This is a genomic window from Enterocloster alcoholdehydrogenati (genome assembly GCF_013282095.1).
GTDB classification, from domain to species: Bacteria; Bacillota; Clostridia; order Lachnospirales; family Lachnospiraceae; genus Enterocloster; species Enterocloster alcoholdehydrogenati.
Genome location: NZ_BLTJ01000010.1, coordinates 94,631 through 107,799 on the forward strand (window position 1 = coordinate 94,631; position 13,169 = coordinate 107,799).

The 13,169-nt window shown below is 50.8% G+C and carries 11 protein-coding genes; 3 read left to right on the forward strand and 8 right to left on the reverse strand.

Annotation, left to right across the window (positions count from 1 at the left end; genetic code table 11):
• The first annotated feature begins 73 nt into the window (after window positions 1-73).
• From HW447_RS12435 to HW447_RS12445, 3 genes are all read left to right on the forward strand, one after another.
• Window positions 74-1,735 carry a VanW family protein gene (locus HW447_RS12435; RefSeq protein ID WP_176255583.1) on the forward strand — a complete coding sequence of 554 codons (1,662 nt, stop codon included), beginning with the start codon at window positions 74-76 and terminating at the stop codon, window positions 1,733-1,735.
• Between the two features lie 48 nt (window positions 1,736-1,783).
• Window positions 1,784-2,710: a LysR family transcriptional regulator gene (locus HW447_RS12440; protein WP_176255584.1), complete on the forward strand. Its 927-nt coding sequence runs from the start codon at window positions 1,784-1,786 to the stop codon at window positions 2,708-2,710.
• Window positions 2,711-2,855: 145 nt separating this feature from the next.
• Window positions 2,856-4,043, forward strand: coding sequence for an iron-containing alcohol dehydrogenase (locus tag HW447_RS12445; protein ID WP_176255585.1), 1,188 nt, complete (start codon window positions 2,856-2,858; stop codon window positions 4,041-4,043).
• Here the strand turns inward: HW447_RS12445 and HW447_RS12450 are convergent.
• The 8 genes from HW447_RS12450 to HW447_RS12485 form a co-directional block, all read right to left on the reverse strand.
• Window positions 4,019-4,684 carry a hypothetical protein gene (locus tag HW447_RS12450; protein WP_176255586.1) on the reverse strand — a complete coding sequence of 222 codons (666 nt, stop codon included), beginning with the start codon at window positions 4,682-4,684 and terminating at the stop codon, window positions 4,019-4,021. The two genes, HW447_RS12445 and HW447_RS12450, sit on opposite strands and share 25 nt — an antisense overlap.
• A gap of 137 nt (window positions 4,685-4,821) precedes the next feature.
• Window positions 4,822-6,165, reverse strand: a complete 1,344-nt coding sequence (locus HW447_RS12455) for an aminotransferase class I/II-fold pyridoxal phosphate-dependent enzyme (protein WP_176255587.1) — start codon at window positions 6,163-6,165, stop codon at window positions 4,822-4,824.
• 179 nt (window positions 6,166-6,344) lie between these two features.
• Entirely contained in the window at window positions 6,345-7,781 is a 1,437-nt protein-coding gene (gene gatB / locus HW447_RS12460; RefSeq protein ID WP_176255588.1) for an Asp-tRNA(Asn)/Glu-tRNA(Gln) amidotransferase subunit GatB, read from the reverse strand.
• A complete protein-coding gene (gene gatA, locus HW447_RS12465; RefSeq protein WP_176255589.1) occupies window positions 7,778-9,301 on the reverse strand; it encodes an Asp-tRNA(Asn)/Glu-tRNA(Gln) amidotransferase subunit GatA in 1,524 nt (507 codons plus the stop codon). Before gatA ends, gatB begins: the two co-directional genes overlap by 4 nt.
• Before the next feature lie 12 nt (window positions 9,302-9,313).
• Window positions 9,314-9,607 carry an Asp-tRNA(Asn)/Glu-tRNA(Gln) amidotransferase subunit GatC gene (gatC, locus tag HW447_RS12470; protein WP_176255590.1) on the reverse strand — a complete coding sequence of 98 codons (294 nt, stop codon included), beginning with the start codon at window positions 9,605-9,607 and terminating at the stop codon, window positions 9,314-9,316.
• 75 nt (window positions 9,608-9,682) lie between these two features.
• Window positions 9,683-11,014: an aspartate--tRNA(Asn) ligase gene (gene aspS, locus HW447_RS12475; RefSeq protein ID WP_176255591.1), complete on the reverse strand. Its 1,332-nt coding sequence runs from the start codon at window positions 11,012-11,014 to the stop codon at window positions 9,683-9,685.
• 692 nt (window positions 11,015-11,706) lie between these two features.
• On the reverse strand, window positions 11,707-12,216 hold the full coding sequence (locus HW447_RS12480; protein ID WP_176255592.1) for a CBS domain-containing protein: 510 nt from the start codon (window positions 12,214-12,216) through the stop codon (window positions 11,707-11,709).
• A gap of 167 nt (window positions 12,217-12,383) precedes the next feature.
• Window positions 12,384-13,157, reverse strand: coding sequence for a murein hydrolase activator EnvC family protein (locus tag HW447_RS12485; protein WP_176255593.1), 774 nt, complete (start codon window positions 13,155-13,157; stop codon window positions 12,384-12,386).
• Between the last annotated feature and the right edge of the window lie 12 nt (window positions 13,158-13,169).

A 13,169-nucleotide genomic window follows, 5' to 3' on the forward strand; every position in this document is an offset into this window, starting at 1 on the left:
AGTCCCGGCAATGAGCCGGTCATAAAAACAGATATCCGGGGACATTTGCACACACCCATAGAAGGAGTTTATTATGACAAAAAACTACGATCACAGACAAAACAGGGGGGCCCGCTCCTCTTACCGCGGCCCCAGAAAAGGACGCAGAACACCTAAAAAAGCGTTTCTTCCTCTGGCGGCTGCTGGAACGGGGCTCCTTCTTCTGGCGGCCGTATCAGCAATCACAGTCTCTCATTTTAAAGGAAAAGGAGCTTCCCAAACGCAGGAATCCCCGGCCCCTGATACAGAACCGGCACTGACGGCAGCTTCTGTAACCGTCAACGGTATTTCTCTGGAAGGTCTGAATCAGGATGAGGTATATGAAAAGATAAAAGAACTTTTCCCCTGGTCTATGAAGGCTGCCTACGGAGATGAGCAGCTGCCTGTAACAGACCTTTTACAGCCCCGGTTAAAGAAGTGGGCCCAACAGCTGTGCACTTCCTCCCAGTCCGGTGAGATCACGCTTACAGCCGCAGACCTGGTGGACGACCGGCTGGAAAAAGACGCGCTGGCTCAGGCCAGAACGCTGGCAGGACAGTGGGAAATCGCTCCGAAAAACAGCGGACTGGATTATTTTGACAAAGAAAAAGGAAGCTTTGTATTCAGCGACGGCTGTTCCGGCATTGAGATCGACGAGGAACAGATGGCCCAGGATATTCTTTCAGCTATCCGTGAAAATCGTCTGGACGCAGTGATCACCGCCCGTTCCTCAGACGCGGCCCCCGCTCTCTCGGCGGCCCAGGCCAAAGAAGCGTACAAAACCATCGCCACTTTTACTACGGAAACCACCAACAACCAGAAGCGCAATACCAATGTCCGTCTGGCAGCAGAAGCCTTAAACGGCACCATCGTCCAGCCGGGAGAGGAGTTTTCCTTTAATTCTGTTGTTGGTCAGCGAACCGCCGAAAAGGGATATCAGGAAGCGGCGGCCTACAACAGCGGTTCTGTGGTCCAGGAGATCGGCGGCGGGGTCTGCCAGATCTCAAGCACCCTGTATCGCGTAGTATTTAACGCGGGAATGAAGGTGACGTTCCGCCGTTCCCATACCTTTGAGCCAAATTATGTAACCCCCGGCCAGGATGCAGCCATCAGCTGGGAACAGCCGGATTTTCGTTTTGTAAATACCTCCGACGCTCCCATTGGTATCCGGGCCAGCTACGCAGACCGCAAGGCTACCGTATCGATCTATGGGATTCCGGTTCTTGAAGACGGCGTTTCCTGGGATCTTTATTCTGAAAAGGTGGAGGAACTGGATCCTCCGGAGCCGGAATATGTAGAAGATCCAACACTGGCTCCTGGAACGGAAAAAGTGGTAAAGGCAGCTACGCCGGGAAGCCGATGGGATACCTATAAAGTGGTATCCAAAAACGGGAAGGAAATCGAGCGCACGCTGGATCACTCCAAATCCTATAAAGGCCACGCGGCAGTAATCCACAGGAACACATCCTCAGGAGAAACCGCACCGTCACAGGCCGGAACTGATGCCGCGGCGCCTACAGAGACAAGCGTGGCGCACACGGCAGAAGGCCAGACGTCAGGAGCGACAGAAAACGCTGGCAGCACCTCTTCCTTAGAAAACGGCAGCCAACCCGCTGGTTCCGAAAGCACCGCTCCCTCTCCCACGGTAGACGGTATGCCGGAGGGATACACTCCGGGAACTGGTGTGATCGCTCCCTTTCAGCCGGAAAACCAATAACCCGTTATATTTTTGACAAACACAGTCCGCAGATAAGGCAGGTGGCTTATGAATCTTTCCTATTTAAAGTACGCAGTTGAGGTGGAAAAGACAGGCTCTATCACTAAGGCAGCCCAGAATTTTTATATGAACCAGCCCCATTTAAGCAAGATCATACGGGAGCTGGAGCGGGATCTTGGCGAGGCTATCTTTGACCGGACAAGCCGGGGGATGATTCCCACAAAAAAGGGGGAAGAGTTCCTGCGGTATGCCAGAACCATTATGGCCCAGGAGGAGCAGATTGAAGCCCTCTGCACCAGAAACCGGGAAAGCGCCCTGGAGTTTCGGTTCTGCGGCCCCAGGGCTACTTATATCGCCTGCGCTTTTACGGAATTTCTCTGCAGTACAGATACACGTTTTGCTGTAAATATCCATTATATGGAAACTAATTCAAAAAATGTGATTCGCCTGGTCTCCTCCAAGGAATTTGATCTGGGTATCGTGCGCTGTCAGTCGGTCTATGAGCCCTATTACCAGAAGCTGTTTCAGGAGGAAAATCTGGAATCCAGCCTTCTGTGGGAATTTTCCTCCCGGCTGCTTATGTCTGCAGACCATCCGCTGGCAAAAAAGACCGGACTTACCTACCTGGACTTAAATGATTCCATTGAAATCCTCCAGGGGGATTCCAAGGATCCTTCCTTCTCCTTTGAAACTCAGGCTGTTTCTTCCACCGGCGGTAATTCCAGGCGCTGTATCTCTGTCTATGACCGGAGCAGCCAGTTCGCCCTGCTGCGCCGGCTTCCAGGAGCCTATATGTGGACCTCCCCCATTCCCTACCGGGAGCTTGCCCAGGAGGGCCTCATCCAGCGCCCCTGCGCCTATCCCGGAAATCTGCACCGGGATCTTCTCATCTGCCGCAGAGGCTGCCGCATGAATCAGCCCGAAAAAGAGGTGATACAGAGCCTGAACCGCATGGTCAGCCAGCTGTCCGATTAGTCTCCCGCGGTATGCATGAACGGATATCCTTTCAGGCATACCTCTATTCCATTTTCATATCTACCCGGATCCATCTGCCTGTGGTATCCTATATTTGTTAAAGAAATATCATTCTTTTAAATACAAACATATGGAGGTTACACAGATGAGATTTACATTACCAAGAGATTTATATCATGGAAAAGATGCTCTGGAAGCTTTAAAGACCCTGACAGGCAAAAAAGCCATCGTTGTAGTGGGCGGCGGCTCTATGAAGCGGTTCGGATTCCTTGACAAGGTTGTGGATTATTTAAAAGAAGCCGGAATGGAAGTCCAGCTGTTTGAGGGTGTTGAGCCGGATCCATCTGTAGAAACGGTCATGAAGGGTGCAAAGGCCATGCAGGAATTTGAACCAGACTGGATCGTAGCCGTAGGAGGAGGTTCCCCTATTGACGCCGCAAAGGCCATGTGGGCATTTTATGAGTACCCTGAGATCAGCTTTGAGGATCTGATCACTCCATTCAGCTTCCCCACCCTGCGTACAAAGGCAAAATTCTGCGCCATCTCCTCTACCTCCGGCACCGCTACCGAGGTAACTGCGTTCTCTGTTATCACCGATTACGCAAAGGGCATCAAATATCCTTTAGCGGACTTTAACATCACTCCTGATGTCGCTATCGTAGATCCGGCTCTGGCTGCGACCATGCCGAAGAAGCTGACTGCCCATACAGGAATGGACGCCATGACCCACGCAATCGAGGCATACGTTTCCACCCTTCACTGTGAATATACCGATCCTCTGGCTCTTCATGCCATCGAAATGATCAACGAGTATCTGGTTCCCTCCTACAATGGAGATATGGATGCCCGCGCTAAGATGCACGACGCACAGTGCCTGGCCGGAATGGCATTTTCCAATGCTCTCCTTGGAATCGTTCACTCCATGGCCCATAAGACCGGTGCTGCATACTCCGGCGGCCATATTGTTCATGGATGTGCCAATGCAATGTATCTGCCAAAGGTAATCCGTTTCAACGCAAAGGAGCCGGAAGCTGCCGCAAGATACGCAAAGATTGCACGATTTATCAATCTGCCGGGAACCACCGACGAGGAACTGACAAATGCCCTCATCGCCCGTCTGCGTGAGATGAATGAACAGCTGGATATTCCTGCCTGCATCAGGGATTACGAGGGCGGTATCATCGACGAAGCCGAGTTTATGGAGAAGCTGCCCAAGGTAGCTGAACTGGCTGTTGGCGATGCCTGCACAGGTTCTAACCCAAGAACCATTGATCCAGAGCAGATGGCGAAGCTGTTAAAATGCTGTTTCTATGATGAGGAAGTTGATTTCTGATCGGAACCATATTCCTGATCTGCCTGTCCTTCCATAGAAGATAAAGCTGCAAAGCCCAGCTTATCCACCAGGATCCGCTCAAGAAGCCGTAAGAATCCACAAAAAGCTGCTGTTACATACACCTCAAGAAGGCTTGTAATAAAGCCGGAGGCATACCACAGCGCCAGCGCTGCTGCCAGAAGCTCAGTTAAGAGCAGGCGAAGCCAAAAAAAGATTCTTCGGTCTGAGCGGACCTTTTTTGTAAGAAAATCCCAGAGAGCCAGCATGAACAGGACAGGGGACAGAAAGGCAAGAAGGACGTGAAGATCAGACGCAAAAGGGAACTCTAAGGGTTTGTAAGGAAGAAAAACTGCCGCAGCCAGGAATACACAGGCCATCTTTAACAGAAAATGCCCTGCCCTGGCTGTATATCTTCCTATATGAAAGAGATACTTTATATAGAAGAAACTGTATCCCCCCACAAATATCCCCCAGCCCCAGAACCACAACGCAGCATCCGGCTGATTGCCGATCACTGACAGGTTGCTGTCCAGCAGTCCTTCCCGTGACGCCAGTCTGAGGGTGGTTCCCGGAACTAAAATAAAAGTAAAAAAATCCCATTTCCCCGGATGAATTTTATCTAACCCCTGTTTTATTTTCACCTTTACGCTCCTTTCCGCCCTCCGTGCCGGCAGAGGCATTTAAGAATATACGGCAGCATAAAAAAGCAGGGAGCCATTCCGCTTAAACGGAATACTCCCTGTTAGTATCTTACATCATTTCTGTTTTACCCTGGCAGTTACTGGTCTGGCTGCTGCTCTTTTTTCTGCTCCTTCTTTGCTGCCTGGGGCTTATTTTCCATTTCTTTTAATAACTTTTCTGCGCTGGTAAGCTTCACGCAAAGGGCAAACAGCTCTGTTGCCACCACCAGATCGCCCAGAGGAGGATAGGTGGGCGCAATGCGGATATTGCTGTCATGGGGATCCTTTCCATAGGGATAGGTCGCGCCTGCGCCTGTCATCACCACACCCGCCTTCTTGCACCGCGCTACAATATCCTTGGCACAGCCGTCCAGAGAATCAAAGGAAATGAAATATCCGCCCTTTGGCTTTGTCCACTGGCCGATGCCCAGACCGCCAAGCTCTCTCTCTAAGATCTCCTCCACTGCCTCAAACTTGGGTCTGATGATATCTGCGTGCTTTCTCATATGCTCTACCATACCGTGGATGTCCCCGAAGAAACGCACATGGCGCAGCTGGTTTACCTTGTCGTGGCCGATAGTCTGATTCTTTAACTGTACCTTAATGTCCTCCAGGTTGTTGTGAGAGGTAGCGATTGCCGCGATACCGGAACCAGGAAAGCTGATCTTGGAGGTAGAGGCGAATTTATACACCAGATCCGGATTGCCGGCTCGCTTACATTCTGCCAGGATCTCGATCAGATGATCCTGGTCATGGTCATATAAGTGGTGGACGCCGTAGGCATTGTCCCAGAAAATACGGAAATCCGGAGCCGCAGGCTCCAGTCTTGCGAAACGGCGTACGGTCTCATCTGAGTAAGAATAGCCCTGGGGGTTAGAATACTTTGGAACACACCAGATTCCCTTGATTGCAGGATCGGAAGCCACCAGCCTCTCTACCATATCCATATCCGGGCCTTCAGACGTCATGGGAACATTGATCATCTCGATACCGAAATACTCTGTAATGGCAAAATGTCTGTCATATCCGGGAACGGGGCAGAGGAACTTGATCTTATCCTGTCTGCACCATGGTTCATTTCCCATAATGCCATGTGTCATAGCGCGGGAAACGGTATCGTACATCACGTTCAAGCTGGAATTTCCGTAAATGATAATGGTGGAAGGATTCACCTCCATCATATCCGCCAAAAGCTCCTTGGCCTCGTCGATACCGGTGAGAACGCCATAGTTGCGGCAGTCAGTACCGTCTTCGCAGGTCAGGTCATCATCGCTGCTGAGCACATCCATCATCCCCATGGAAAGATCCAGCTGCTCCACGCTTGGCTTGCCCCGGGACATATCCAGCTTTAAGTCCTTTGTCTGAAAATCGTGATACTTCGCCTTCAGATCCCTGCGAAGGGCCACCAGTTCTTCTTTGCTCATCTCTGCATATGGCTTCATAATTTCCTCCTCATATTCCCCTTGGTGCATCCCGATCCCGCCCTTTCAGCGGCCGGATCTTCCCGGATTTGCCTCGGATTGTTTTCTTTAGACATACATTTGTCAGTCACAGCCTTACATCCCGCTGCATTGTAATAAAATATACACCAAAGGTTCCATTCCGTCAATATAAAATTTACTTATGTGAGATTCTCTTTTAACAGCCGGCTCACCGCAGCGGGATCTGCTTTTCCCTTCATGGCTTTCATAGTCTGACCCACAAGAAAGCCCATAGCCTTCTCTTTTCCCCCCTTATAATCCGCTACAGACTGGGGATAATCTGCCAGCACCCTTTCGATTACCGTCTGTAATGCGCCTGTGTCATTTACCACCTTAAGGCCCTTCTCCTCCACATAAGCCTCAGGATCCGCATCTGATAAAAAGATCTCCTCAAATACGCTCTTGGCCACCGTACGGTTAATCTCTCCGGCCGATACCATGGCAATCAGCTTTGCCAGATGGATGGGAGAAAATTTCATATCCTCCGGCTCCATCTCATGCTCCTTTAACAGGCGCATGGCCTCTACCATCAGCCAGTTAGACGCCTCCTTAGGCTTTTGGCAGATCTCTGTCACCGCCTCAAACACATCAGCCAGGTGCTTAGAGCCGGTGAGGATCTGAGCATCATAAAGAGGAAGGCCAAACTGGCTTATATACCGGCCGATTTTCTCTGTGCGCAGTTCCGGCTGGCGGGCACGGATCTTTGCGATCCATTGGTCGCTTATGACCACGGGAGGCAGATCGGGATCAGGAAAATACCGGTAATCTTTTGCATCCTCCTTGGAACGCATGGCGCGGGAGCTTTCCTTATTATCATCCCAGCGCCTCGTCTCCTGAATCACCGGTTTGCCGTCCTCCAGGCATTCGATCTGACGTCTCTTCTCTCCCTCAATGGCCCTGGCAATGGCTTTAAAGGAGTTCAGGTTCTTCATCTCTGTACGGGTACCAAGCTCCGCCGCTCCCGCCTCGCGCACGGAAAGGTTCACATCCGCACGCATAGAGCCTTCCTGAAGGCGGCAGTCGGAAGCTCCCAGGTACTGAATGATCAGCCGCAGTTTCTCCAGATAGGCGATAACCTCCTCTGCGTTTCTCATATCCGGTTCTGACACAATCTCAATCAGAGGGACGCCGCTTCGATTGTAGTCCACCAAAGAGCAGTCCTCCCACTCATCATGGATCAGTTTTCCCGCGTCCTCCTCCATATGGATCTCATGGATGCCGATCCTCTTTTTCCCCCCAGATTCCGTCTCAATTTCTATCCAGCCGTCGTGACAGATGGGAAGGTATAACTGAGAGATCTGATAGTTCTGAGGATTATCAGGATAAAAATAATTTTTCCGGTCAAATTTGCAGAACTGATTGATCTGACAGTTTACAGCCAGTCCCACCGCCAGGGCATATTCCACCACCTGTCTGTTTAATACCGGCAGGGAACCTGGCATACCCGTGCACACCGGGCAGGTATGACTATTGGGTGCCCCCCCAAATTCTGTGGAACAGCCGCAGAAGATCTTTGTCTTTGCAGCAAGTTCCACATGAACCTCCAGTCCGATTACCGTTTCATACTGTCTGCTCACAGGTTTTCCCTCCTTTTCAGCGCTGCTGTCTCCCGGCTCTTCTCCTTTCCTTTCAGGCCAGGCTCAGGACGCAGGCGTTTTATGCCGCAGCTCTGCTCATAGGCATACGCGGCGCGAATCACATCTTTTTCCTTAAAACAGTCTCCGATCAGCTGCAGGCCGATGGGAAGGCCTTTACTGTCTGTACCGCAGGGAACGGTCATGGCAGGAAGGCCAGCCAGATTTACAGAAACCGTGTAAATATCGCCCAGATACATTTTCAGCGGATCCTGCAGGGAATCCCCAAGTCTGGGAGCCGTATCCGGGGCTGCCGGCGCCAGAATCAGATCATAGCTGGAAAATGCCCGGTCAAACTCCTTTCGGATGAGAGCCTTGGTACGAAGGGCCTTCAGGTAGTAGGCGTCATAGTAACCAGCACTTAACACAAAAGAGCCCAGCATAATCCGGCGCTTTACCTCCGGGCCAAAGCCCTGGGAACGGGTCTGCTTGTACATATCATGAAGACCCTCATACCCTTCTGCCCGGAACCCATACTTTACACCGTCAAAACGTGACAGATTGGAGCTGGCCTCTGCGGAAGCGATGACGTAGTAAGCCGGGATGGCATAATCCGTCAGCCCCAGATCAAACCATTCCACAACAGCTCCCCTTTCCTTTAAAATATCTGCCGCCTGCAAAACAGCCTCTCTGACCTCTCCGTTTAACCCTTCCCCGAAATAACCGGCAGGAATCCCGATCCTCATCCCCTTTGCCTCTCCTGTGAGAGCCGCTGTAAAATCATAGTCCTCCCGCTTCACACACGTACTGTCCTTTGGATCGTAGAAGGAAATTGCCTCCAGCAGCGCGGCACAGTCCGCGGTATCCTTCGCCACCGGTCCAACCTGATCTAAAGAAGAGCCATATGCGATAAGGCCATAACGGGATACGGTACCATAGGTGGGTTTGATGCCTGCGACGCCGCAGAAGGAACTGGGCTGGCGGATAGAACCTCCGGTATCAGAGCCAAGGGCACAGAAACATTCCTCTGACGCCACAGCCGCACAGGAGCCGCCGGAGGAACCTCCGGGAGCATACTCCGTATTCCAGGGATTTCTTGTGATGCCAAACGCCGAGGTCTCAGTGGTGCTCCCCATGGCGAATTCATCCATATTGGTCTTTCCCAGGATCACAGCTCCCGCCCGCTTAAGTCCCAGCACCGCCTCCGCCGTATAAGTGGGAACAAAATGCTCAAGAATCCGTGAACTGCAGGTAGTTCTCATCCCCTTTGTGCACAGATTATCCTTCACAGCCGCCGGAACGCCGGCCAAAGGCCCTGTAAGAAGCCCTGCTTCTATCTTTTTCTGTACTTCGGCTGCCTGTTTCATGGCTCCCTCTGCATCCAGGGTCACATAGGCATGGATCCTGTTTTCGGTGCGGCCAATCTGTTCCAAAACCGCCTCTGTGGCCTGAAGAGAAGTGATCTCCCCGGCTTTTATCTTCCTGCCCAGTTCCAGGGCTGTCAGTTCTAATATACTGCTCATGGGATTCTCCTCCTACTCAACTGTCTTTGGCACCTTAAATGCCCCGTCTTTCACCTCAGGCCCATTGGCCAGAATATCCTCTCTGTCATCTCCATTGATCACAATATCCTCTCTGAACACATTGGAAACAGGAAAAATATGGGACATAGGCTGGACATCTGAGGTGTCCAGTTCATTTAACCGGTCGATGTATTCAAGCATCCGGCCCATATCCTTTTTGGCAGCCTCCTTTTCCTCCCGGGAAAGCGCAAGCTTTGCCAGAATCCCTACATATTCTATCGTCTCATCACTGATTTTCGTTGCCATGGCGGTCTCCTCTCTTTGGGGCAGACGGCCCGGAAGCACTCCGAAACCGTCTTTTATACAGGATGTTCCTTTTTCTTATGGCTCCAGCCTTGTTACGTCTCTGGGAAACAGAGCAGCCTCCCTTACATTCTGCTCATCCAAAAGCCGCATAGTGAGACGTTCCAGGCCGATCCCAAGGCCTCCATGAGGCGGCATCCCGTATTTAAAAATCATCAGGTACGACTCTATATCCGCCGGATCCATACCCCTTTTTACAAGCTTATTAAGAATCATTTCATAATCGTGAATGCGCTGACCCCCAGTGGTGACCTCCAGTCCCTTAAACAGCAGGTCAAAGCTTAATGTAAATCTGGGATCCCCGGGATCTTCCATTGCGTAGAAGGGACGCTTTTTAGAAGGATAATGGGTGACAAATACAAAATCACTTCCATATTTCTCCTTAAAATACTGTCCGATCAAAAGCTCCTCCTCCGGCTCCAGATCATAGGGATTGCGGATCTTCCTGTCATAGGCCTCCGACACCAGTTCCTTTGCCCGGTCAAAACGCACAGCCGGAATCTTTGACACATCGGGAAGAATTACATCCAAAAGCTCCAGCTCCTTTTTATAATCCTTTTTAAGGAGAGCCATAATCGCCTGGAGAACTCCCGTTTCCATGGCCATAATGTCCTCAAAACTGTCGATATAGGCCATTTCAAAATCAAGACTGGTATATTCGTTTAAATGTCTTGTGGTATTGTGCTTCTCTGCCCGGAATACAGGGGCCGTCTCAAACACCCGGTCAAAGACCCCGGCCATAGCCTGTTTGTAAAACTGGGGACTCTGGCCCAGCTCTGCCCGTTTTCCAAAGTAATCCAGCTTAAAAACATTGGAGCCTCCCTCTGCCCCTCTGGCAACGATCTTCGGCGTGTGAATCTCCGTAAAGCCCTGACAGAACAGGTATTCCCGAAACCCTCTTACAATGCCCTCCTGGATGCGGAATCTGGCGCGCTCTCTGATATTCCTTAAGGACACAGGACGCAGAGCCAGCTTCGTTTCCAGAGAAGTATTAAGCTTCCACTTGCTGACAGGCACCGGCAGAGGCTCTGCGGGCTTTGAGAGAACTTTGATCTCCTTTAACCGGATCTCAAAGCCGTGGGGTGATCTCTCCTCCTTTTTTACGGTTCCAAGAACCTCCACTGCGCTTTCCTCCCTCAGTTTGTGAAGTTCAAAGTCCGTAACGCCCGGTTCGTATACGCACTGCACCAGGCCCTGGGCTTTGCGCAGAATCACAAATGCCACCTCTCCCATATCCCGGATGCTGTGAACCGCACCGTTTATCCGAATCTCCTCTCCCTCGAATCCGCTCTCTAAGATGTCGTGAATATCAAGTGTGTCCTTCTTTTTTACGCCGTCAATAAATTCCATCCTGAACTCTCCTTCCGTTTTGACCGGGTTCCGGAAAGCGGGCCGGGCCAGATACGTTCCTGGCGTATCTGGTGTCCGGATTACTGCCTGAAAATAAAAAATCCCGCCCCGGAACACATTTCAGTATTCCGGGACGGGACATCTTCTTTAGATCCCGCGGTACCACCCGCATTGAGCCATCAGGCATACGCCCTGAAAAGCTCCTCTCTGTGCATATAACGTATGCCACGGATATACCTACTGCCAGATACAGCCAGTAGAAAAACCAGGATCCTTCTGCCAGCCTCTTCTGCTTCAATATATCAGCTCCGGAGTGTTCCCTTCGCCCAGTCCTGCGCGGCGGCGCTCTCAGTCGGTGACGCCCCCTTCCTGTTGCATTTCTCAGGCAAGAGTCTCCTTCATTGCTTTTGAATTTTTATGGAATATAAAATAGTACAGGAAAAAGGGAATGTCAAGACCCTTTTTTATTTTTTATGTTTTTTTCCGGAGACAGCGAAATCCGGACAGCGAAAAGACCGGTCGGGGAACCGGTCTTTTCAGGAGAAGGTATTTCGTTTCTTATGGGGTGTAGCAAAAACTATATAATGTATTGGGGGGGGGGTACGTCTATTATAATATCATACAGCCCCCAAAAAGTGTGCACAAACTTTAAAAAATGTATTTTTTCTTTTTATGCATTTTTACAGTATCTTTCAGACAAGCGCCTCTTTCTCTGATTGAAAGGCTACAACAGAAGCCACGTTTCGCATTTTATCCTCTGTATGGCCCTGTCCGCAGCAGGCTTTGACGTCCTTCTCTGCCTGAAGTCCCTTATTGTAGAAGTACTGGATAATATCCTTCCGCGTGATGATGCCGATAAAGCATTTCTGATCGTCCAATACAGGTACAAAATTCTGGTTCAGCGCCTTCCCGATCAGATCCTCCATATCTGCCCCTGCCTTTACAGGGCGGTTATCCAGCCGACGGTGAATGGCAGTGATGGGTATCTTCTCCGCACCCTTTAAATCAAGATGGTACTGGTTCTTGATGCCCCAGAGCAGATCCCCTTCCGTGAGTGTTCCTATGTACCGTCCTGTCCTGCTGATGATGGGGATCGCCGCATACTGATGGTGCTCCATTTTCTCCAGAGCCTGACGGAGGGTGTCGTCCTCATTGATGTAGGCCACCTCACTCTTTGGAGTCAGGAAAAATAATATGTTCATCTTTTCACTCCTCTTCCATATCGTTATTTTTATTATACTACAATGGTCTGAATGGGGTATGAATAATTTCTTAAATTTTGTGAAATTTATTCAGGCGGGAGAGAAAATGCTTCCGTAAACGGCGAAATCCCCATCCGGCTCTCACTTCCCGGACGGGGATCTTCTTTCTACTCCATATGATCCAGCGGATCGATGGCTTTTCCCTGATGGCGCAGTTCAAAAAACAGATTGACGCCTTCCACAGAATAATATTTGGTGGGCTCGGCTACATAGCCTAAGGTCTGTCCCCCCTGTAAATACTCTCCCTCTGCGGCGGAGATCTCCTTGAGCTGGCCTATCATAGCGGTATACTCATTTCCAAGATCCAGCATCACATAATTTCCAATCTCATCATTTACCCCTACCTCGGTAACTCTGGCATTGGCCGGAGCGGCTACGGGAGCGCTGACATCCGACTGGATCACTATGCCGGGGTTGCACTTGTACTGATCCAGCGTAGGAAAATAAATGGTCTGATCCATGCTGTAATCCAAAACCACATTTCCTCGGACAGGCCAGGTCATGGAGCTGGAATCCGTGAAATTTAAAGCCAGCGCCTGGGCAGCTTCCTTTCCGGCCCCTGCTTCTGTTGCGGGATCAGCTGTGTCTGCCTCCGCCGCCAGATCATTTCCCTGGTTTCTGTTTTCTGCCAGAGCGGCCTTTGTGGACTGCTCTGTTTCGTTTGCCATTTGTGCATCGCTGGCCCCCGCTGTCTGGGGCGCTTCCCCCTGACCCTCTGCCAGCTGTTGTTCCCCTGCCATGTTGAGGAACGGATCCGGAGTGCTGTCTTTCCCCTTCTGAATGGTCATGATCCCTGCCGCAGCTACCATAGTCAGCAGTCCCAGCACCAGCATAACGAGAAACAGCTTATCCTTGAGCATCTGATTCACTTTCTCTTTCATCTTTTATCACCT